23 protein-coding genes are annotated in these 20,591 nt (G+C 46.1%); 18 read left to right on the top strand and 5 right to left on the bottom strand.

Going from position 1 to position 20,591, the window contains the following annotated elements; genetic code table 11:
* Positions 1–35: 35 nt before the first annotated feature.
* Complete coding sequence (locus FJQ58_RS25165) at positions 36–494, bottom strand: MarR family winged helix-turn-helix transcriptional regulator (RefSeq protein WP_139997535.1); 459 nt, start codon at positions 492–494, stop codon at positions 36–38.
* Positions 495–645: 151 nt separating this feature from the next.
* On the opposite strand from FJQ58_RS25165, the gene FJQ58_RS25170 reads away from it, so the two are divergent.
* The 18 genes from FJQ58_RS25170 (at position 646) to FJQ58_RS25255 (ending at position 17,732) form a co-directional block, all read left to right on the top strand.
* Positions 646–1,530 (top strand): SDR family NAD(P)-dependent oxidoreductase, encoded by an 885-nt coding sequence (locus FJQ58_RS25170; RefSeq protein WP_139997536.1) that lies wholly within the window; start codon positions 646–648, stop codon positions 1,528–1,530.
* A 161-nt stretch (positions 1,531–1,691) separates the two neighbouring features.
* Positions 1,692–2,687, top strand: a complete 996-nt coding sequence (locus FJQ58_RS25175) for a glycosyltransferase family 4 protein (RefSeq protein WP_139997537.1) — start codon at positions 1,692–1,694, stop codon at positions 2,685–2,687.
* Positions 2,688–2,709: 22 nt separating this feature from the next.
* On the top strand, positions 2,710–3,855 hold the full coding sequence (locus tag FJQ58_RS25180; protein ID WP_139997538.1) for a glycosyltransferase family 4 protein: 1,146 nt from the start codon (positions 2,710–2,712) through the stop codon (positions 3,853–3,855).
* Between the two features lie 6 nt (positions 3,856–3,861).
* Positions 3,862–5,160: a protoporphyrinogen/coproporphyrinogen oxidase gene (locus tag FJQ58_RS25185; protein ID WP_139997539.1), complete on the top strand. Its 1,299-nt coding sequence runs from the start codon at positions 3,862–3,864 to the stop codon at positions 5,158–5,160.
* 29 nt (positions 5,161–5,189) lie between these two features.
* On the top strand, positions 5,190–5,759 hold the full coding sequence (locus tag FJQ58_RS25190; RefSeq protein WP_139997540.1) for a GNAT family N-acetyltransferase: 570 nt from the start codon (positions 5,190–5,192) through the stop codon (positions 5,757–5,759).
* A 71-nt stretch (positions 5,760–5,830) separates the two neighbouring features.
* Positions 5,831–6,706: a DMT family transporter gene (locus FJQ58_RS25195; protein WP_139997541.1), complete on the top strand. Its 876-nt coding sequence runs from the start codon at positions 5,831–5,833 to the stop codon at positions 6,704–6,706.
* Positions 6,707–6,836: 130 nt separating this feature from the next.
* Positions 6,837–7,562, top strand: a complete 726-nt coding sequence (locus FJQ58_RS25200; RefSeq protein ID WP_139997542.1) for an MORN repeat-containing protein — start codon at positions 6,837–6,839, stop codon at positions 7,560–7,562.
* A gap of 266 nt (positions 7,563–7,828) precedes the next feature.
* The gene (locus FJQ58_RS25205; RefSeq protein WP_274382340.1) at positions 7,829–8,383 is read left to right on the top strand and encodes a TetR/AcrR family transcriptional regulator; all 555 of its coding nucleotides are present in this window, start codon (positions 7,829–7,831) and stop codon (positions 8,381–8,383) included.
* A 120-nt stretch (positions 8,384–8,503) separates the two neighbouring features.
* Positions 8,504–8,920 (top strand): hypothetical protein, encoded by a 417-nt coding sequence (locus FJQ58_RS25210; protein WP_139997544.1) that lies wholly within the window; start codon positions 8,504–8,506, stop codon positions 8,918–8,920.
* A gap of 56 nt (positions 8,921–8,976) precedes the next feature.
* The gene (locus FJQ58_RS25215) at positions 8,977–9,594 is read left to right on the top strand and encodes a cyclase family protein (RefSeq protein WP_139997545.1); all 618 of its coding nucleotides are present in this window, start codon (positions 8,977–8,979) and stop codon (positions 9,592–9,594) included.
* A 31-nt stretch (positions 9,595–9,625) separates the two neighbouring features.
* Entirely contained in the window at positions 9,626–10,315 is a 690-nt protein-coding gene (locus FJQ58_RS25220; protein ID WP_140000068.1) for a metal-dependent hydrolase, read from the top strand.
* Between the two features lie 133 nt (positions 10,316–10,448).
* Positions 10,449–11,573: a nucleotidyltransferase domain-containing protein gene (locus FJQ58_RS25225; protein ID WP_238404341.1), complete on the top strand. Its 1,125-nt coding sequence runs from the start codon at positions 10,449–10,451 to the stop codon at positions 11,571–11,573.
* A gap of 76 nt (positions 11,574–11,649) precedes the next feature.
* A complete protein-coding gene (locus tag FJQ58_RS25230) occupies positions 11,650–11,997 on the top strand; it encodes a hypothetical protein (protein WP_139997546.1) in 348 nt (115 codons plus the stop codon).
* The gene (locus tag FJQ58_RS25235) at positions 11,957–12,730 is read left to right on the top strand and encodes a hypothetical protein (protein WP_139997547.1); all 774 of its coding nucleotides are present in this window, start codon (positions 11,957–11,959) and stop codon (positions 12,728–12,730) included. The genes FJQ58_RS25230 and FJQ58_RS25235 overlap by 41 nt, the downstream gene beginning before the upstream one ends.
* A 77-nt stretch (positions 12,731–12,807) precedes the next feature.
* On the top strand, positions 12,808–14,097 hold the full coding sequence (locus FJQ58_RS25240; RefSeq protein ID WP_139997548.1) for an amidohydrolase: 1,290 nt from the start codon (positions 12,808–12,810) through the stop codon (positions 14,095–14,097).
* Between the two features lie 134 nt (positions 14,098–14,231).
* Complete coding sequence (locus FJQ58_RS25245) at positions 14,232–15,425, top strand: MFS transporter (RefSeq protein ID WP_274382341.1); 1,194 nt, start codon at positions 14,232–14,234, stop codon at positions 15,423–15,425.
* Positions 15,426–15,569: 144 nt separating this feature from the next.
* The gene (locus FJQ58_RS25250; protein WP_139997549.1) at positions 15,570–15,860 is read left to right on the top strand and encodes a hypothetical protein; all 291 of its coding nucleotides are present in this window, start codon (positions 15,570–15,572) and stop codon (positions 15,858–15,860) included.
* Positions 15,861–16,232: 372 nt separating this feature from the next.
* The gene (locus FJQ58_RS25255; RefSeq protein WP_139997550.1) at positions 16,233–17,732 is read left to right on the top strand and encodes a malate:quinone oxidoreductase; all 1,500 of its coding nucleotides are present in this window, start codon (positions 16,233–16,235) and stop codon (positions 17,730–17,732) included.
* A gap of 608 nt (positions 17,733–18,340) precedes the next feature.
* Here FJQ58_RS25255 and FJQ58_RS25260 read toward each other — a convergent pair.
* From FJQ58_RS25260 to FJQ58_RS25275, 4 genes are read right to left on the bottom strand one after another with little or no spacing between them, the layout of a single operon-like run.
* A complete protein-coding gene (locus tag FJQ58_RS25260; RefSeq protein WP_139997551.1) occupies positions 18,341–18,559 on the bottom strand; it encodes a hypothetical protein in 219 nt (72 codons plus the stop codon).
* 53 nt (positions 18,560–18,612) lie between these two features.
* Entirely contained in the window at positions 18,613–19,005 is a 393-nt protein-coding gene (locus FJQ58_RS25265; RefSeq protein WP_139997552.1) for a RidA family protein, read from the bottom strand.
* A 21-nt stretch (positions 19,006–19,026) separates the two neighbouring features.
* Positions 19,027–20,400: an amidase gene (locus FJQ58_RS25270; RefSeq protein ID WP_139997553.1), complete on the bottom strand. Its 1,374-nt coding sequence runs from the start codon at positions 20,398–20,400 to the stop codon at positions 19,027–19,029.
* On the bottom strand, positions 20,397–20,582 hold the full coding sequence (locus FJQ58_RS25275) for a hypothetical protein (RefSeq protein WP_139997554.1): 186 nt from the start codon (positions 20,580–20,582) through the stop codon (positions 20,397–20,399). Before FJQ58_RS25275 ends, FJQ58_RS25270 begins: the two co-directional genes overlap by 4 nt.
* Between the last annotated feature and the right edge of the window lie 9 nt (positions 20,583–20,591).

Below are 20,591 nucleotides of genomic sequence, written 5' to 3' on the forward strand. Positions count from 1 at the left end.
GGAGAGCCATTTATGGCCTGGGCATCCTCTTTGGGTTAAAGGTCTACCCCATTGAAATCCTTAAGCAAATCGATAAATTTCTCAAGCTGCTCATCATTCCAACGCGAAATTCGCTCGTAATAGGCAAATTCCTTCTCTTTAAGCGCATCAATCGTTTGTTGTTTCCCCTTATCCGTGAGAGATAAGCAAATTCCTCGGCGGTCTTCGGGGGAAGATTCTCTTATTACATAGCCCATAAGCTCAAGCTGTTTGACAAGACGGCTAACGGAGCTGCGATCCATTGCTGTTGCATCTGCCAATTTGGCGGCGCTTGTCGGGCCGTAAGCGTACAGCCAACGGACGATATGGAAAGCGGCAGGCTGCAGGGTAGGATCGAAAATAGCCGCTGTTTTGACATTTAGCGCATGCGAAGAGCTAATTAACGCATTGATTTGTTCGCCGAGCTTCAGCTCTAACTGCGTTCTTGGTGTTTGCTTGAGCTGGTTATCGTTCATTAGGTTTCACCTATCCTCCAAGTATAAAGAGCACAAAGCTCGTAAAGTGATTGACATATATCAACTAAATCAATATAGTTGACATATATCAATAATAAACCAGCTTCGATGGATAGTCAAAACCTAGAACGGATCGCAAAGGAGAATAACGATGAAAACAAAACCGATTGTTGTCATCACCGGCGCAACAAGTGGACTTGGCCAGCTCGTTGCCATTGAGATGGCCAAGCGTGATGCTCAACTTGTCCTTACGGCGAGGAGCAGAGAACGTGCTAAGGCGACTGAAAAAATAATTAAAGAGAACATGCCAACCGCCGAAGTGGATTTTTATTTTGGGGATCTTTCCATCATGAAGGACGTGAGTCGATTAGGCCAGGAGATTTCTGCTGCATACCCTAAAATAGACGTACTTGTGAATAATGCAGGACTGCATGCGTTTGAACAGCGAGTAACTTCAGAGGGCTTTGCGGAGATGGTAGCTGTGAATTATTTAGCCCCGTGGCTATTCACGCATACATTGCGCCCGTCCTTACGAAATGCGGAGAAAGCCCGAGTTGTAAATGTAGCTTCGGAAGCCTCGCGCAATCATGGGACATTAAAGCTTCCAGAGGACCTAACCGACACCGCGAGGTTTACTTCTCGAGGCTCCTCTGCGATTTATGGAAAAACCAAGCTGCTTAATATCATGTACACAGCAGAACTGGCCCGCCAATGGAAAGGAACAGGAATTAGCGTAAATGCGCTGAATCCCGGGTTTAATGTGACGGGGCTTGGACGAGAGCTATGGTTTGCTTCCATGCTTGAGCGTGTATTGAACTTATTGCATCTGGGCGATCCGCGCAAAGGAGCGGATATCATTACTCGGTTAATCGTCGATGAGAAGTACGAGAAGGTAACAGGAGGTTACTTTAATGTAGGAACCGGAAATCCAATTACACCTATTGAGCCTGCAGGAGACCCCTCGTTACAAAAGAAGCTATGGACGGATACCAAAGCGCTGCTGCATCAAAAAGGCCTGCTTGACACCATATCCTAAAAAACGATGAATTTTGGTGGTAATCGGCAGTTTTTGTCGCTGGAAGCATGGGACATAAGATAGGCTGGCTATCCAGGGAATGATTATGATATTCTTTATAAAGAACTAATATTCTTTATAAAGAATGGTGGTCATGTGTGATTATTGGAGAATATGCAGGGATGAAACTAACGGTTTTTTTACTTGCAGCCATTATCATCGTGCTGGTAACCCCTCTTGCTATCATGTTGGCGAATCAATTCGGAATTGTGGACCATCCGGATCAAGCGCTTAAGACGCATCGTCAGCCAACGCCCTATTTGGGCGGAGCGGCTGTTGTCATGACGCTTTACCTGACACTCAGTCTCATTATTCTCTTCTATAAACTGACAATAAATGCTGAGCAAACGGGTATGCTCCTAGGTTTGTTCGTTATTTTCTCCATCGGTTTGTTTGATGATTTTCATGCGGTAAAGCCACTGATGAAACTCAGCTTTCAAGGCTTGGCCACAGCGATTGTGATGCTTTATGGATTAGGGCTTCAACTCACGGACCATCCTGTATTGAACATCATGATCATGCTAATCTGGGTTATTGGCATTACCAATGCCCTTAACTTAGTGGATATCATGGATGGTTTAGCCTCTGGAATTGGCGGTATCGCAGCCTTTTTTCTGGCGGTGCTCTTGTTCTTGGAGGGGCAAATTGTTTTTGGTGCTGCGATGCTAGCGTTAGCGGGTGCTTGTTTAGGATTTCTTGCGTTCAACTTCCATCCTGCAAAAATATTTCTTGGCGATGCAGGCAGCCTGGCCATAGGATTCATGCTCGCATGCGCCGCCGTTAAATGGATCGAGATCAGGGAAGAAAATCATCTGCTTGTGCCTGTCCTCTTACTTGCAATTCCGATATTTGAAACCGTGTATATTTCGATTTTGAGATTAAAGGCCGGAAAATCCCCGCTGCAGGGAAGCGATGACCATTTTGCCAAACGCATGGTGAAAGCAGGTTTTACGGTCAAGCAAACCGTTATGTACTCGTATGGTTTCGGAATAATTTTGTGCTTAGTCGCTTTTTGGTTATCGATGAACAGCCAACATGGCGTATATATTGTGCCGTGTGCGGTCGCAGCTTTTTCGTTGATTGGATTCTCTTTGAGCAAAGTGGATATTTATTCCTAACTTGATTAGGAGGGAGACCGTAATGGCAAAGATTATGATCGTTGTTCCGTACGCCAAATATTATAAAAACTTCAGTTGGGATTTGATTCGGTCGTTAGCGCTCGAGGGACATGAAGTCATTGCCGCAGCACCTACTAATCCCTATAAGGACGAGCTCCTGTCGATTGGGGTTGCTTTTGAAGCCATTCCAATAAAAAATACAGGCTTAAATCCGTTTTATGACCTGTTCAGTATTTATAAGATGATCAAGGTTTTTAAAAAGCATCAGCCGGACCTATTTTGCTTATACTCCATTAAGCCAATTTTGTATGGTTCTATCGCTGCGGCTTTCACGAAGTCTAGAAATGTACTTTTAATGGTAACGGGACTTGGTTATACCTTCAGTTCGGGTGCACAGAAGCGTTCGATTTTATTTCGTGTTGTGAAGAAATTATACACCTTCGCCGTAGACCATTGTAAACAGGTGTTGTTTGAGAATCCAGATGATTTGCGGCTTTTTCAACAGCAACGTATTTTAAAGCACAACAGAGCTCTGGTGGTGAACGGCGCAGGCGTCAATATTGACCAGTTTAGAATGAGTATACGTCCGGTTCAGCCTTTCGTTTTTTTGGTTGTGGCGAGAGTGATTAGCGATAAAGGGATCGAAGAATATGTTGAAGCCGCACGCCAGCTTAGAGTGAAATACCCTTATGTGGTTTTCCAACTGCTCGGGCCTTTGGATAAGAATCCGACAGCAATACCCGCCTCCAGGCTGAAAGCTTGGGTAAAAGAGGGGGTCCTTCAATATTTGGGGGAGACGGAGGACGTGCGGCCATTTTTAAAAAGAGCCTCGGTGTTTGTGCTGCCTTCTTACCGGGAAGGGACTCCGAAATCCGCTTTGGAAGCGATGGCGATGGGTTTGCCGATCATAACGGCTAATTCCCCGGGCTGCAGGGAAACGGTAATCGAGGCACATAATGGTTTTCTGGTTCCAGTAAGAAATGCATCGGCTTTAGCAGCGGCTATGGAGAAATGTATTGTGGAGCCCAGAATCATTCCGCGAATGGGCCTCAAGAGTCGTGAGCTTGCTGTGAAGAAGTATGACGTACGCATCGTGAATGCCTCGATTAAAACGGCGATGGGACTAGCTTCCAAGCCGATAGCCAAAAACGAAAAAGTGACGGGGTGATGGTACATGGCCTTAGCCGTCATCGGAGCAGGCGTGACCGGATTATCGTTTGCGAGCGCATATGGCAATGTCCCTGTATTTGAAGCGAATGGGTCGTTAGGCGGAAAAGCCCTATCGTACAAAGTAGATACAGAGGTGGGAACCTTTGGCTTTGATGTTGGCGGCCATTGGTTTCATCACCAGTCGGCCCCGGGAGCGCTTAAGCTGCTGGACGGCCTCCCGTTAAATTCGCATCGCAGGTACGCCTTTGTTTATTTGGAGGGGCGATTGTACGATTATCCGATTCAGCAGAGCTATAAACAAAATCCGAGCAGCAGCTTTGTCGGCAGGGTAGACGAAGAATTGCGCGAGATCGGAGGCAAGGAGCTGCAATACAGCAATTATGCTGAAATGCTGATTAACTCCTATGGACCTGCGTTATACGATGCTTTCTTTCGGGACTATAACAGAAAAATGTTCGGCAAAGAAGAGCTGGCAAGCATTGCTGCAGGAAAATATGAAACGGTGCGTAATGTCCGGCTAACCGGCAATACGGACGGTTATAACCCTGCCTTTCTCTACCCGAAAGGAGATATAGGAGCCCAAGCGATTCCGCTGCATTTGTCTAAGCGTGTAAACGTGAGCTTTGATACAGGCGTGCATGCGATTAGTCTAAGCCGTAAGACAATGCAGCTAAAACAGAAAAACCACGCATGGGAGACGATCGTTTCCACGATTCCGCTGCCATTGCTGATTCGGTTAATATCGGATGTTGAACCTGAATATCTCCGTTTAGCGGAGCAATTGACAGCCAGCAAAGGATTCATTGTGAATATGGGCATCAAGAAAAAGCCATTTCATGAGCATAAAAGCTGGGTATATTTCCCCGAGCTGAGATATCATTTTTACAGGCTGGGCTTTTATAGCAATATCGAGCCTTTGCTGGCGCCTAAGGGCTACAGTTCTATTTATGTGGAATGCTCTCCGCTGCATTTTAATACGAAGAGCGAGGCGCAGCTGTTGCTGCCCAAAATCATACAAGAGCTGACGGAGATTGGTATAATAGATGAAGCGGACGATATTGTCGCTTTACGAACGTTTTACTTGGAACAAAATTATTGCATGCCGGATCAGAAGATCACCTCGGTTCTTCATCGTTATTTGGAGAGCAACGGGATATACAGCATTGGGCGCTATGGAAGCTGGCATTGGTCCAGCCAGCATGAGGATATGCAGCAGGCTGTCCAACTGGCTGAATATCTCCAGAGCAGAAATGCAGACCAAGCTTTTCGTACAGAAAGCTCTTCATTCGTTCCTATGAAGTAACAGACAACCAGAGAGGGGAGTTTTATCGCATGAAGGGTGAGACCATTTATTTAAAATTATTGGAGGTCGAGGATGCGGACAAGCTCCTTGCGCTCAGACAGCAGAATCGGCATTTTTTGCAGCCCTTTGAGCCGCTGCGGCAAGAGAGCTACTTTACGGTTGAGGAACAGGCTCGCATGATTGCGAGCGGCCGATTGGCGGCTCAAAATGATCAGGCCTATGCCTTTGGCGTATTTACAGTAGCTACGGATGTATTGATTGGCCGAATTGAGCTTTCGGGCGTAGCGCGCGGTCCTTTTCAAAATGCCTTTCTCGGTTATTTCCTGGACCAAGCTTGCAATGGGCGAGGGATGATGACGGAGGCTGTGTCCTTATGTTTAGCTTATGCCTTTGAGCAGTTGGGCCTTCATCGCATACAAGCAGCTGTTATGCCAAGAAATTTGCCTTCTATCCGGGTATTGGAGAAGGCGGGCTTCAGGCAGGAGGGGCTGGCCAGACATTATTTGCACATTAACGGTTTGTGGGAGGACCATGCTTTGTTTGCCATGACAGTAGAGGACCGCCAGGGCATGACAAAGTCAAAGATCGCCATTGATTAAGGAATAGATGGAGCGTAAGATAGGTTCTTGAGCCATTCATTCAGTCAGACGAAATCAAGGGGACTATCATCATGCAAAAGCTATCCAAAAATCATACCGCGCTGCTTATTTTATTTTTGGTCATCGTATGGGGCGTCAATTGGCCGCTTTCCAAATTCGCGTTATCCTATATGCCGCCGGTGCTTTTCTCGGGAACGAGAACATTGCTGGGCGGCATTCTGCTGCTAATCATTGCAATCCCTCGTTATGACCGCTTGTTTTTCAGGAAAACATGGTTTATTTATGTCATTTCAGCTTTATTCAATGTTATTTTATATTATGGCCTGCAAACGGTGGGTCTGGCCTATTTGCCAGCCGGCTTATTTTCGGCCATCGTATTTCTCCAGCCTGTGCTGGTCGGGATCTTCTCCTGGCTGTGGCTGGGAGAGTCTATGAACCTCTTGAAAGTTTCGGGACTGGTTCTCGGCTTTACGGGAGTAGGCATCATCTGCAGCGGAGCTGGCGGATTATCAGGTCATATATCGGTTGCAGGCATTTTGCTTGCGCTTGGCTCGTCGCTCAGTTGGGCATTAGGAACGATATACGTAAAGAAAAAGGGGCCAAGCGTCGATCCGATCTGGCTGGTTGCACTGCAGTTGCTTATCGGCGGCTTGTTCATGACGATAATGGGTTCCGGTACAGAAAGCTGGGCTGACGTGACATGGGCGCCGGTGTTTCTGCTTACGCTCACGTTTATTTCCGTGTTTGTTATCGCCATTGGCTGGCTGGTGTTCTATAAGCTAATGGATTCCGGCGAGGCGAGCAAGGTTGCCTCCTATACGTTTCTTATTCCGCTCGTCGCCATTTTGACCGGAACCTTGTTTTTTAACGAGCCCTTTACTTTATCGCTGCTGGCGGGTCTGGTGTGTATCTTATTCAGCATTTATTTCGTTAATCGAAAGGCGTAATAAGCAAGGAATACTTCTTCATGATGGAGAGAATTTATTTGTGGGTTGTCCCTGTTTCGGAATCGCATATCGTGTTTATTATCCTAATAGAATGAACATAAACAAAAACAGAATGGGGAAGTGATGGGTCATGAAAAAGACAGTATATTTGGTACTCAGCATGGCATTGGCATTTGTATTGACGGCTGGCGCTTGGGGAGCGCCCTCAGCGGAGGCGGCAGCAAAGAAAGAATACCTGCAGGTTGCCAAAAATGTTATTTACTACGGGGAATTAAAAAATGGACAGCCGCATGGAAAAGGAACAATGACTTGGTTTTCAACGAAATCGTATGCAGGCGATTGGGTGAACGGCAAACGTTCCGGAGTCGGCAAATATGTGAACAAATATACAAGTGACGGCAAAGAAATGCTGGTTACATATGATGGCGAGTGGAAAAATGATTTGAAATCGGGTAACGGGGCGTTGACGACGAAGATAACCGGCTTTGACAATACGGTCGAATACCATAAAATTCAGTCGGGTACCTTCGCAAACGATAGCTTCGTCTTCGGCTTCTCGGTTGCTCATTCCGATGGCGTGCAGCCTTATAGCTTTAATTACAAGGATGCCAAAATGAATTTGCAAATTTTCGGTACGAACGTAAACATGAAGCAAGCATGGAAAAACGGAGAATTCCATACGATTCAATATTCAAAAGGTAAAGTGATCAAGCATTATTCGATCGATTTTAACGAAAACCCATCATTAGTGAAACAAAACAAAGCGACGCTGCAGTATTTGAAAGGGATTCAATCCGAAATTAATACTCATTTGGATAAATTAGAGCGCTTGGCTGCGCGTGTTCCTTTGAAATAAGGGGAAAACGGAAATTATCAGTATAGGATGTTAGTTCAAAACGATAAGCCTCGGATTTTCGATGGCTTGTCGTTTTTTTCTGTGGAGAAGACCGCCTGCCAGGGTGGGATTCAAGTGATTTTCGCCCAAAAACGCTGACTCACTTGCAGGGAAATTAGACGTATGCTAGTATTGTTATCACTCGATAACAATCTTACTTACAAGGAGGCGGGAGGAGCAGATGGTTTTGCTGTTCCTAACCAATGAGCCAACACTCAGACACTAGGATGCTAATCCTTCAAGCCGCGCGCGCTCTATTTATGGAGCTAGGATATGATGCCGTCTCTACGAGGCAAATTGCTAAGAAAGTTGGCTTGAGCCAGCCTGCAATTTACCGTCACTTTGTGGATAAAGAGGATCTCTATCTGGCGGTTTTGCTTGATGAGCTGAATTCCATACATAAAGGATTGATCCTATCCATTTCTCGTGTAGATACCGTACGCGAGAAGCTGATTGAAATTGCGATTTATATGCTGCATATTAAGACCGATACGAATATTATGTTGTATGACATGGCCCATAATATAGACAAAGATGCCCAATTGATTCTCAAAGAGCAGTTTCTATCCCACATGATTGCGCCGATTGCCGATGTGCTGCAAGAAGCTCAACAGTCACAAATGCTTCGAAGCCTAGCAGCTGGCGGACAGGATTTGACTATAGCTGCCTATCTGTTCCTAGGCATGCTCAGAACGAATGGCACGGCAAAGAACGCGCATATGATCCATCAGCATGCGGAGTTAATCGTTAGCATATTTATGGATGGTTTATTAAAAAGATAGCTTACAGAAGCTGTATTCTGCTGCAAGCAGGCAGAGCAACTTCTTATACAATGATGTTATCAACTGATAACATCATCACTTGGTTTTAAATTCATCATTACGGATTTAGGATGTGGATATGTGTTAACGGGATGTATGTCTACTTTTAAATACTCACCCTACCAGATTCAGCTTCCATTGCCCATACCGCGCATATTGACCTTTTGTGTCGTGAATGAAGGTCAGGTGGCTGTCTGTAACGATAAAACCATCTGTGTGATGACTCCAGAGGGATTATTGGAAGCAGAGCTGCTTGATGCCCACACCATCGCGGGAATCCTTCCGGCAGGGGCAGAATTATGGATTAGTATGGAGGGAAAAGCGCCTGTTAAAGTATTGGATCAAACCTTTGCGTACACGAAGGATGATAGTCAAAATGATTTTGTCCTTTGCGGCACGCATGAAGGTTTATTCTCAGTAGCCTACGGAACTTCTATTCAGGAAGCCAAAAATCGACTATTGTTTGGACTATTGCATGTTCGTGAAGAATTGATGTAGGGATGATTTTCGAAAGAGAGGACGGTATGCTATAGTTTTTGTAGGAGGTGACAAGCATGGTAATCGACCTTACGCATATCATTCAACAAGGTCAGCCGGTGTACCCCGGAGATGCAGAGACGACGTTGGAGCATACCAAGCAAATGGGCAAGGATGGGTACAATAACCATCACCTTTCGATTAATATGCATGCAGGTACGCATATTGATGGCCCTATGCATTTGTTGGACATCCAGAAGCATATCCATGAATTTCCGGTGGACAGATTTGTTGGAGATGCCGTCTTGCTTAATGTTTACGGCGAGAAATCAGTCGACTATAAGGAAGAATATGAGCAGCTCCTAAAGGCAGGAGATATCGTCGTTGTGTATACAGGTCATAGCGAACGTTATGGCCAGCCGGATTATTTTACGGAGCATCCGATTTTAACAGAGGCCTTTGCAGAGCTGCTCGTTAGGAAGCATGTGAAAATGATTGGGCTGGATACGCCATCTCCTGATCGGGACCCTTATGCGGTACATAAGATCTTTTTCGAAAATAACATCCTCATCATTGAAAATTTAACGAACCTCGGTCAACTGGTCAATAGGGGCGCATTTGAAATTATCGCGCTTCCGCTTGCCATTCATGCGGACTCTTCGATCGCGCGCGTCATTGCACGGCTGAAGCCGTAGCAAAATAGAAGGTAGGAGGCAAACTCATATGGTGGAAATCATTTATCATGGCCATTCCAGTATTCAAATTGTTGCAGGGGATAAATCGTTGGTGATCGATCCCTTCCTAAGAGGCAATGAGTTGGCGGTGACGAAGCCGGAAGATATCAAGACGGATGTGATTTTGTTAACGCATGCCCATGCGGATCATATTATGGATGCTGACCTGATCGCCAAAATAAATGATGCCCCTGTCGTTGCGAACCCAGAGTTGGCCGCTTATATGTCCTGGAAAGGTGTCAAAACCAAGGGCATGAACATTGGCGGTACGATCGACCTGGGCTTTGCTCAGGCAAAAATGATCCAAGCGTTCCATTCCTCTGGCATTGTCATTGAAGAGGAACAGCGCATTTTGTATGGCGGCATGCCGGCAGGCTACATTATGAAGATCAACGGGATGAACATTCTTCATGCGGGAGATACCGCTTTATTCAGCGATATGAAAATGATCGGAGAACGCCACGCGATTGATGTCGCTTTTATTCCGATCGGCGATCATTATACGATGGGAATGGAGGACGCACTGCAGGCCGCTGAATGGTACAAGGCTAAAGTCGTGGTTCCCGTTCATTATAATACCTTTCCCGTCATACGGCAGGAGGCGGAAAGCTTCGTTGAAAGGCTGCAGGCGAACGGCCAGCAAGGGCTTGTCCTGAAGCCAGGCGAGAAAATGTCAGTGTAGCAGCATTGCCAAAAGCGGGTTCTTTTTCGGAAGAGCCTGTTTTTTTGTGCCCATTTTGATAATTGGAAAGGAATTCCCAATAGGAATGCCGAATGTAAAGAGTTTGAACTTATCTTAATGAGGTGAAGTTAGCGTGGAAAATATATTTGATGTAGCACATACGCTCGTGGAGCATATTCGGAACCATTGCCCGGAAGACATTGCCGTCATTGCCTATTACGGCTCTTATGCTGACGGTACGGCAACGAAACGGTCAGATCTTGATTTTTTCTTTATTCCAGCTACGACTGTTGGATACCAAGCAAGCCTTCAATTTGTCTTAGATGGCATCAGCTTTGATTTTTGGCCGATTAGCTGGGAGCGGGCGGAGCGGATGGCTTCCTTTGAAGAGCCCAAAACCACGATAATCGCGAATAGCAAGCTGCTATATGTTCGTTCTGACGAGGACCAGGCTCGCTTCATGGCGCTTCGCGAGAAAACCAGATTAGCATCCCAGCAAGGCATGAAGCTGATGGACAAAGCAGAAGCAGAGGTTCGCGATGCGTTTGTTCATTTGCATAAAATGAACCAATGGCAGGATTCCACTCCTATTGGCGTTTGCCGAATGGAAGCTTACGAGGTGCTGACGAAGCTGCTCCAAAGCCTTGCTCTGTTGAATCGCACTTATTTGACGAAGGGCTGGGGGAAAAATCAAGAACAAATCATGCAGCTGGCTCTTAAGCCAACGCAATTAGAGCCGTTAATGAAGCAAATCATGACAGCGGCTTCGCCAATCGAGTTGAGAGCCGCATGCGGTCAGCTGGCACAGGAAATCGTTGCTTTGTTATCTGATCAGAAAGCAGCCTACCGGCAGCCAGCGTCATATGCCGAGAGAGTGCCCGGCTTTTATGAAGAAATTAAAGGCGTACTGGATAAAGTTTTGACCGCATGTGAGAAGCGCGACTACGACCTCGCTTTTTTTGCGGCTGCAGGCGCGCAGGTAGAAATTGCTCATGCATTGTATTTTGGAGAACATGGCTTCTGGCCAGGTTTAAGCGAAGATCTTCATATGATTTATAACAAGCTTGGTCTCCCGGATCTGGTCGCTCTTCTTGATCCTGGTAATTACATGCCGCTATATGAAGCGGTGGAGCGGTTGAATGAGTTGTTGGTCAGCCATTTAAAAGCCAATGGTGTCGTTATCAACCAATTTGACGGAATTGTGCAGCTGAAGCAATTTTTGCAGCATAAAGCCGGCTTAAGTGATGTCCAATGTTGAGAAATGCCGAAAGGGTTTCACAATCTGAATAGGGCTCCCTACATGCAAAAAAATTAGAATAACGAGGTTAATCATCATGCATCCAAAGATAGAGCCATACATCGAATGGGCAATATTTAAATTTGGTTTAGAGCACTATACATTAGAAAGGCATGATCTTTATCGCAGCATAAACCAGTTTAATGAAACGGTTTACAGCTTAAGCATGGAATGGTTCCCCGTTCATCACACGCAGCAGGCACAAGACGATCCAGACTATAATCCGATAGGAACAGCAGTCATTGATTTGGATATCGGACGTTCTGTGGCAAATAGCATAGTATTTGTTGGTGGAAAGTCTTATGCGAGCCAAAGTACGTTCTCTTCTATGGAAGATAACGTCTGTGGACGAAGTGGTTGCAGAGCGCTATTCTCTTTCACTTGATAGGGTGGAGCCGCTGCTCGACGAGCAATTACAGCTCATGGAGGCACCTATTCATGAACAAGGTAACTTGATTTCCCTCTATGGCATAGAGGAGATTTTTGTAACGAATGACGGATTGTCAACGATTCCTTTCGAAGTTAATCCCAAATGGGGGGATTCTGTCGTTTTGGATCAAGTGCTGGAATGGGAAACACCAATCAAAGACTCGTTTACGCGAAAGAAAATGAGGTGGCAGGAGGAGCTGACTTTTGAACAGGCTAGCTCGGGTGAAGTACATCCGGATGCGCAGCCGATAACCGAGCTTGATCAGGTTAAATGCAGGAAGGCGATCCTTCAATTTCTGCGTCAGGTTTATGGCGGCGAGTCCGGAAAGTGGCTGCTTCAAAAGCTGTACCGTGAAAAAGGGATGATTCATGCGACGCTAAAGGCGGAGAATCAGGATTTAAAGGTTTTTCAAAGGAAGCTCTTGATTATGATGGATCGTGAACGGCATCAAGTTTTGAACTATTTGGACAATGAATCGTTACTAGATACGTTGGATGAATTTCAGGCATCTGAAACAATCACGCTGAACAAAGCTGAGGCTCTAGTCCGGTTGAAAGAGCGAATTTATCTAACGCCCTATTATGTTTATCATGTTGAACTGCAAAAATACATATTGTGTGGAAAGTTAGATTGCGATGAAGCCGTTCATGCGTCTAGCGGCAAGATCATGGCTTTGCGTGATTTGTAGAAAAATATACAGGATTGACCTTTCCGCTGCGTCATCGTTTACCCTTCTATTATCAACCATAATAGGAGGTTTTTTTATTGAAAACGTTAATTAAAGATGTAATGATCCTTACCATGAGTGGTGACCAAGGCCCTGTGAATGGAGATGTTTTAATCGAGGGGGATACCATTGCAAAGCTTGAATCGTCCATCCCGGATGAGGCGGATTTGGTGATTGAAGGGCGGGGAATGCTCGCCATGCCTGGGCTAATCAATGCCCATCAGCATACGCCGATGAGTTTGTTGAAAGGCTTTTCGGATGATCTGAAGCTGATGGACTGGCTGGAGCAAAAGATGCTTCCTGCAGAAGCGAACATGACCCCTGAGGATATTTACTGGGGGGCGAAGCTCTCGATGGCAGAAATGATCAAATCGGGGACAACGGCATTTGCCGACATGTATATTCATATGGATGAAATTGCATCGGCGGTGATGGAGGCGGGGATGCGCGCATCCTTGTCCAGAGGCATGGTATTTCTAGAGGATGACGGAGGCAGGCGGCTGACAGAAGCTCTTGATCTAGTACAACGATGGAACGGGAAAGCGGATGGCAGAATTTCCACGATGCTTGGGCCGCACTCTCCCTATACATGCCCGCCGGAATCTTTGAAGCGAATTGCGGAACTAGCGGAAGAGTTGAAGGTGCCCATTCACATCCACTTGGCGGAGACGGTTGAAGAAGTAATTAAAATTCGGGATAAATACAACATGTCCCCCACCGAATATTTAGATCAAGTCGGCCTCTTCGAGAAGTGCCATGTTCTATTGGCCCATGGCGTACATGTTACTCGCAAGGATATCGGTAGGCTAAAAGGGATGCGCGGCGGCATTTCCCATAATCCCGTAAGCAATTTGAAGTTGGGCTGCGGGATCGCTCCCATCTCTGAGCTAATCAATCAGGGAATAACCGTAGGCCTTGGAACGGATGGGGCGGGAAGCGCGACGACCATCGATATGTTTGAAGAGATCAAAGCTGCGGCGTGGCTGCAAAAGCTAGACTACGGCGATCCAGCCAAGCTGCCGGCAAGGCAGGTTCTGCGCATGGCTACAAGCGAAAGCGCAAAGCTGTTGAACATAGATCACCAGGTGGGAACAATTGAAATAGGGAAGAAAGCGGATATGATTTTGATCGACTTGAAAAAAGCCCATTTGCAGCCCGTGCATGAAATCGAGTCACTGCTTGCTTATAGCGTGAATGGGGCTGATGTGGACACCACGATTGTAAACGGTAAAATTCTTATGCAAAATCGTGTCTTGCTGACAATAGACGAAGAAGAGCTTTTCGAACAAGTAACCGCTCGCGCGAAGCGGATTGTTAAGGGAATTTAATTCATTCCGCTCGATTTGGCATGACGGATTAACCTCACTGTAAATAAGTTGGCAGTTGTCAGGCACAACAAGCAAGTATACAATGTGTAAGGGCTAAAGAGCCCAATTGTTATCGCTAGGGGAGTGCAACAGGTTTGTCATCTAATGTTTTCGCTTCAGATTCGCTTTCTTTTCGCTATCGTTTAATTACATTGTTATTCGTCGTCGTCGTTGCGGGCATGAGTCAAGGACTGCTGCTTCCGCTGCTGTCGATCATGCTTGAGGAGTCAGGCATTTCACCGGATATGAACGGGATTAACTCCGCGGCAATGTATATCGGGATTTTCTGTACGATGTTTTTTGTAGAAAGACCTGTGATGCGCTATGGCTACAAAAAGGTCATTCTTGTCGGTATCGCCCTAGTTACCGTGGCCAGTATTCTTTTTCCATTTACTCATTCTTTGGCTGTTTGGTTTATTTTGCGGCTGGTTGTTGGCGTAGGCGACAGTTCTCTTCATTATGCTACCCAGCTATGGATTGTTAGCTCAAGTCCTTCGGATCGACGGGGCAGATATATTTCTTTGTACGGGATGGCCTATGGACTGGGCTTTAGCATAGGGCCGCTTGGCATTAACTTGCTGCCATATGGCAGATCCGTTCCATTTCTCGTTTCTTGCTTGTTTTTCTGCATGGTGCTGCTGCTTGTTTTGAGAATGAGAAATGAGATGCCGGAGAGGGCAGAGAAGAACGCTGCGTCTGGCAATCGTTTCGCGAGAACCTACCGGATCGCTTGGTTCGTGCTCATTCCAGGCTTCCTGTACGGACTAATGGAAGCCTCAATGAACAGCAATTTTCCGTTATACGGACTCCGAATGGAGCTTAGCCAGCATTGGATTTCATTATTGCTGCTTGCCTTAGGCATAGGAAGCTTGATTCTGCAGCTTCCGCTCGGCATATGGAGTGACCGAATTGGCCGCAAGCCGGTGCTTGTAACCTGTGGCATTATCGGCTCTCTTGCTTTCCTCGGGATACCTGCCGCTGGAGACAAGGTTGCGCTGTTATTTGTGTTATTCGTTATTGCTGGAGGAGCAGTTGGTTCGTTTTATTCGCTCGGGCTTGCTTATGCAGCCGATATTTTGCCGCGGGCCATTTTGCCTGCTGCTAATGTGATCGCGTCCATTCATTTCAGCATCGGAAGCATTATGGGGCCGACACTCGGAGGATACGGGATTCGCTATTATTCGGTTTATAGTATTTTTTTATTTTTGGGCGCAGCCTTTCTCGCGTTTGCCCTTCTTGGCTTTGCTTTTCGTCCAAAAGGGCAAGCGAACCCATCTTCTATGGCTTAACAAATATCGGTACACGGCAAGTCTCTCGTCCTTCCTTCCGCATAAACACGGGAGGCGAACGCCTTGCGGGTCAAAAGTACAGGTCGTATGGCTTCCTGGTGAATACAATAAGGTGTATTCCAAAATAGGAAGGAGATAATTATTGTGAACCGAAATAATTATTACAACATGGGTAATGTAGGCGGCGTGAATGAGTCTGAATTCTGTCCGGATTGTCCTACTCAAACGATCTATGATCCTCCAATTACGCAATACGAGAACTACTTCCATCCGCAGCTTGTCAATGTTGTTCAAAATATTGAAACGGTAAAGCAGCATCATTGCTGTCCGGTCTATCAGCACCATTACACGCATACGGAGAAAAATGTTATGGTTTCGAATGTGAAACGCGGCAAACATACGAGATCCTCTGCCAAAAAACGTTCGAAAAAATAATTCCTATCTTTTAAAAATGACCCGTAAGAACGGACACTTCTTTCATGTAGCCGCCATCTTACGGGTCTTATGTTCGTATTTGCTAGGAAAATTAAAACCATTATTTTTACAAGCCGTGATGTTAGAGCCTCCGTTTTTTTGTATTTCTAAGGCATTGTGGACGGACTTCCCACTTTTTATTAGCTTTTAAATAGCTTATAATTATCAGAGAATTGTAGATATTTCAATCTATAAATAATTGTATTACACTATGATAGGGTTATAATTAAATCAGAAAAGGTTTGTGACTAGGTCGCGTCTTGGGCTGGTGTGACGCCTAAGCTGGAGCGCCTACATATTTTCTGCAAATTTTAGGATATAAGGATGGTAATAATGAGCAACGGAGAAACTAAAACAGACGTCATCTTAATCGGTGCCGGCATCATGAGCGCGACTTTAGGGACATTGCTGAAAGAATTAGTGCCGGAATGGAATATCAAAGTGTTTGAAAAGCTCGAAAATGCTGGAGAGGAAAGTTCTAACGAATGGAATAATGCAGGAACAGGGCATGCGGCACTGTGCGAGCTAAACTACACGGTCGAAAAACCAGACGGATCTATAGATATTAGCAAAGCTATCCAAATTAATGAACAGTTTCAGCTTTCCATGCAATTTTGGTCTTATCTTGTAAACAAGAAGCTCATTCGTCATCCGCAGGACTTTATCATGCCATTGCCTCATATGAGTATGGTGCAGGGGGAACAAAATGTAGCTTTCTTAAAGAAACGTTTTGACGCATTGTCCAATAACCCTTTGTTTCAAGGGATGGAATTTTCTGATGACCCTCAAAAACTGATGGAATGGATTCCGCTTATTTTACAAGGCCGTCCATCGAATGATGCTATTGCGGCAACCAAAATTGACACGGGAACGGACGTCAATTTTGGTGCTTTAACGCGCATTTTATTTGATCACTTAAAGAGTAAAAACGTGGATATCAAATACAAGCATAGTGTTAACAGCATTAAACGCAGCAGCGACGGCTCTTGGGAAATGAAAGTACGCAACGACAGTGGAAACGTCGAGCGCCACAATGCAAAATTCGTCTTTATCGGATGCGGAGGAGGAAGTCTGCACTTATTGCAAAAATCCGGCATTCCTGAAGGTAAACATATTGGAGGATTTCCGGTAAGCGGGATCTTTATGGTGTGCAATAATCCGGATGTTGTAGCGCAGCATCATGCAAAAGTATACGGCAAAGCAAAGGTTGGAGCTCCTCCAATGTCTGTTCCGCATCTGGATACAAGATTTATCGAAAATAAAAAATCATTGCTGTTTGGACCGTTTGCCGGCTTCTCGCCTAAGTTTTTGAAGACGGGTTCAATGTTTGACTTGGTGACTTCCGTAAAGCCGGATAACCTTGTCACGATGTTGGCCGCAGGTGCCAAAAACATGTCATTAACGAAATACCTGATCGAGCAAGTCATGTTATCCAAAGAAAAGCGTATGGAAGAGCTGCGTGAATTTATCCCGAACGCCAAAAGCGAGGATTGGAGTTTGGTCGTGGCTGGCCAGCGTGTGCAAGTGATCAAGGATACTGAAGCTGGCGGCAAAGGTACGCTTCAATTTGGTACCGAGGTGATCAGTGCTGCTGATGGCTCGATTGCAGCGTTGCTAGGTGCATCCCCAGGAGCGTCTACGGCAGTGCACGTTATGCTGGAGGTCATTAAGAAATGCTTCCCGCAGCATGTGAAAGAGTGGGAACCGAAAATTAAAGAGATGATTTCTTCCTATGGCGTGTCATTAATGAATAATCCAGAGCTTCTGCAAGAAATTCAAACTTCAACGGCTGAAACGCTTGGCCTTAGCGAAAAAGAGCTGGCTTATAATTAATTTTTCGATGCAGAGATTTAGCAATATTAACTTATAGAATCTTTGATCTATTTATAGATTGAAGGTTCTTTTTTTAAAAAATGATTCATTAGTATATTTTCCAGTATATGCTTGATTGCGATTGTGGCATTTGCGATATGCCATGCATCAGTATTCCATCCGGGTTTTGTGAAGTCCTTTTTTTGCACGGCCTTTATGTCTATAGGGACAGAATAATGGTGCATAGTAAAAACAGCTGCACCGAAGGACTTCAATTCCCGTCCACGGTTGCAGCTGTTTTTTTTGAGTCAATTATGCACTTTATAGAATGAGCTTGTAAAAATAACTATAGCTTCTTGAACTGAAGGTTGATTTAGTGGGATTATCTCCCTCTAATTTAAGGGGTTTTGAGTTTTTGGGGCATGTAGTAGGAATTTGTCCCTTTAATTCTTGATGATATCCCGTAAATGAGGTGAAATGGTTGAATTAACGTGAGGAAATCCCATTAATTCACCTCCCTAGTGGATAACGCTTATTTAGAAGGAGTAATTCCTGTTAAATGACAACCAAGCTATATTCGCCACAAAAAAAATGAAAGCAACTCATTTCGTTATCATCTTACATTTAAACTAGTTGTACCTGTTTTCGCTGGATGACTCATTTTTGGTCTTATCTTTGTTCTTCTCGTCTTGCACTTGGATATTTAAATCCTCTACAGGTATGGCATCAACGGTTTGCTGGCTTTTGAATTTGTCGAACAAGCTTTCCTTTTCCGTTGGATACTGCTCGGGATGGTCCCGCTTACCCTTCTTCAAGTCTCCGTTTTCGTTTTTTTCGAATTCGTTCATGCTTGCCCGCCTCGTTTCCGCTTTTCCGTATCCTTACCCGTTCGCCAAGAGGGTTAAACATCTTCCCCGCGTTTGGATGGCGAATAAGCCATAACTTCCATCTCAATGAGGTAAGGACCGAGCCCGCTGAATACGGTGATGCGCGCGGGGGAAGGAGCGGAAATTAAGTCCGCATACACTTCATTATAGGCAGCTTGATCCTCGATCTGGCTGAGATGTGTCGTCACCTTCACGATGTGATCCAGTGATAAGCCTGCTTCTTGTAAAATAAACTCGATATTGCGTATACATTGTGCGGTTTGTTCGCGAATGTCACCTACAGGTTCTAGTGTTTCTGCATTTACGCCGACTTGCCCAGCCACATAAACAAAGTCGCCTGCCCGAACCGCGTGGGAGAAGGGGAGCGGGAATTTTGGAGCCTGCGGAGATGTAATAATCGTAGTCATAGCGAATACCTGCTTCCAGATTTATTTTGTTCCATAAAATGCTGCGGTCATCCGGTGCCAATTCGTCGCTTGCTGGAACCGGTGTCCGATCGCAAGCAATTTGTCTTCACCAAGCAAAGGGCCGGCTAACTGCATTCCAATGGGCAATTGGCTTGAAGGCTCCAAGCCCATGGGTACCGTCATTGCCGGCAAGCCGGCATTCGTAAATGGACCGTTAAACATGGGGCTTCCGGTTTTGTAACCAGCCAAAGCGAGGGTCGGTGTGGAAGGTGTCAGAATGGCATCCACCTCATAAAATAAGCGCATCATATCATTTCGAAATACGGTACGTACGCGCTGCGCTCTTAAATAATCAACGGCGCTAAGCTCATACCCCAGCTCTAGCTGTTCCCGCATGGAAGGACCATATTTATCGGCATGCGTCTCGTATTTATCCATATGGTAAGCGGCTCCTTCGGCCCGCATGGTCATGCGGTGGGCAGCTATCGCTTCATCCATGCAGTCTGGCAGCTTGATCTTTTTGAACTGCACTCCCAATTGAGTCAACACTTGAATAGCGGCGTTCAGTGCCTCGGTAATCGCAGGGTCCTCGGCTACAAAGAAACTATCGGGCAAGCCGAGGACCATGCCTCTAATATCGGTGTCCAGCGCTTGAGTGAAGAAGGGGGCAGCACCGGGAAGCGTAGAAGGGTCCCGCGAATCATGCCCGGCAAGCGCCTCCAGCGTAATGGCGGTATCTTCAACGGTTCGGGTGAAGGTGCCGATATGATCAAGCGACCAGCTGGCGTAGAACACACCGAACCGGCTGATCCGACCGAAGGTGGGCTTCATGCAGGTCAGTCCGTTATAGGCTGCCGGCCGGATGAGGGAGCCAAAGGTTTGCGTGCCAAGCGTAAAGGAGGCCATACCTGCGGCAACAGCAGCGGCCGACCCGGAGCTGGAGCCGCCAGGAGTATGGGAGAGGTTCCAGGGATTGCGTGTCGGCGGTTCGCCGCCCTGATAGGCATATTCGGTTGTGGTTGTTTTGCCAAGCAGTATGGCTCCAGCTGAGTCCAGCCGTTCAATGACAGCGGCATTAGTCGCCGGAACATATTCAGGATCTACGCTAGAACCCGCAGCCGTCCGCACCCCTTCGGTACATATGATGTCTTTGGCTCCGTATGGGATGCCATGGAGCGGTCCGTTGTAATGCCCGTTCATAATCTGCTTCTCAGCAGCCAAGGCTGCCTTCCTCGCAGCATCGGCCGTAACGGCTGCCCAAGCTTGTATATGGTTGTTTTTCGATTCGATGCGCTCAATATAGGCTTCGGTAAGCTCTGTCGGCGACAAGCGTTTGCTTCGGATAAGCGCTCCGGCCTCAGCCAAAGTCAGTTCATACAGTTGGGTAGATATCATCTGGCAAGCACTCCTCTGGCGGCGGATATTGGCATGATGTCATTGGAGAGTCGGAAGGAACGGAGAAGAAGGCGCTCTTGTTCGAAGCTTTGCCTTTCCTCGCTCGTCACATATCCGTCTTTATATTTGTTTTTCTCCTGTGCGATAAACGCAAGGTATTCATCTTGTTGTTCGGCTTCCATAGCAGGCGA

This window comes from Paenibacillus paridis, assembly GCF_006345825.1.
GTDB lineage: Bacteria > Bacillota > Bacilli > Paenibacillales > Paenibacillaceae > Pristimantibacillus > Pristimantibacillus paridis.

Coding starts and splice junctions, on each gene's coding strand:
- FJQ58_RS25165 (WP_139997535.1), bottom strand. CDS start 494: ATGAACGATAACCAGCTCAAGCAAACACCAAGAACGCAGTTAGAGCTG.
- FJQ58_RS25170 (WP_139997536.1), top strand. CDS start 646: ATGAAAACAAAACCGATTGTTGTCATCACCGGCGCAACAAGTGGACTT.
- FJQ58_RS25175 (WP_139997537.1), top strand. CDS start 1,692: ATGAAACTAACGGTTTTTTTACTTGCAGCCATTATCATCGTGCTGGTA.
- FJQ58_RS25180 (WP_139997538.1), top strand. CDS start 2,710: ATGGCAAAGATTATGATCGTTGTTCCGTACGCCAAATATTATAAAAAC.
- FJQ58_RS25185 (WP_139997539.1), top strand. CDS start 3,862: ATGGCCTTAGCCGTCATCGGAGCAGGCGTGACCGGATTATCGTTTGCG.
- FJQ58_RS25190 (WP_139997540.1), top strand. CDS start 5,190: ATGAAGGGTGAGACCATTTATTTAAAATTATTGGAGGTCGAGGATGCG.
- FJQ58_RS25195 (WP_139997541.1), top strand. CDS start 5,831: ATGCAAAAGCTATCCAAAAATCATACCGCGCTGCTTATTTTATTTTTG.
- FJQ58_RS25200 (WP_139997542.1), top strand. CDS start 6,837: ATGAAAAAGACAGTATATTTGGTACTCAGCATGGCATTGGCATTTGTA.
- FJQ58_RS25205 (WP_274382340.1), top strand. CDS start 7,829: ATGCTAATCCTTCAAGCCGCGCGCGCTCTATTTATGGAGCTAGGATAT.
- FJQ58_RS25215 (WP_139997545.1), top strand. CDS start 8,977: ATGGTAATCGACCTTACGCATATCATTCAACAAGGTCAGCCGGTGTAC.
- FJQ58_RS25230 (WP_139997546.1), top strand. CDS start 11,650: ATGCATCCAAAGATAGAGCCATACATCGAATGGGCAATATTTAAATTT.
- FJQ58_RS25255 (WP_139997550.1), top strand. CDS start 16,233: ATGAGCAACGGAGAAACTAAAACAGACGTCATCTTAATCGGTGCCGGC.
- FJQ58_RS25260 (WP_139997551.1), bottom strand. CDS start 18,559: ATGAACGAATTCGAAAAAAACGAAAACGGAGACTTGAAGAAGGGTAAG.
- FJQ58_RS25265 (WP_139997552.1), bottom strand. CDS start 19,005: ATGACTACGATTATTACATCTCCGCAGGCTCCAAAATTCCCGCTCCCC.
- FJQ58_RS25270 (WP_139997553.1), bottom strand. CDS start 20,400: ATGATATCTACCCAACTGTATGAACTGACTTTGGCTGAGGCCGGAGCG.
- FJQ58_RS25275 (WP_139997554.1), bottom strand. CDS start 20,582: ATGGAAGCCGAACAACAAGATGAATACCTTGCGTTTATCGCACAGGAG.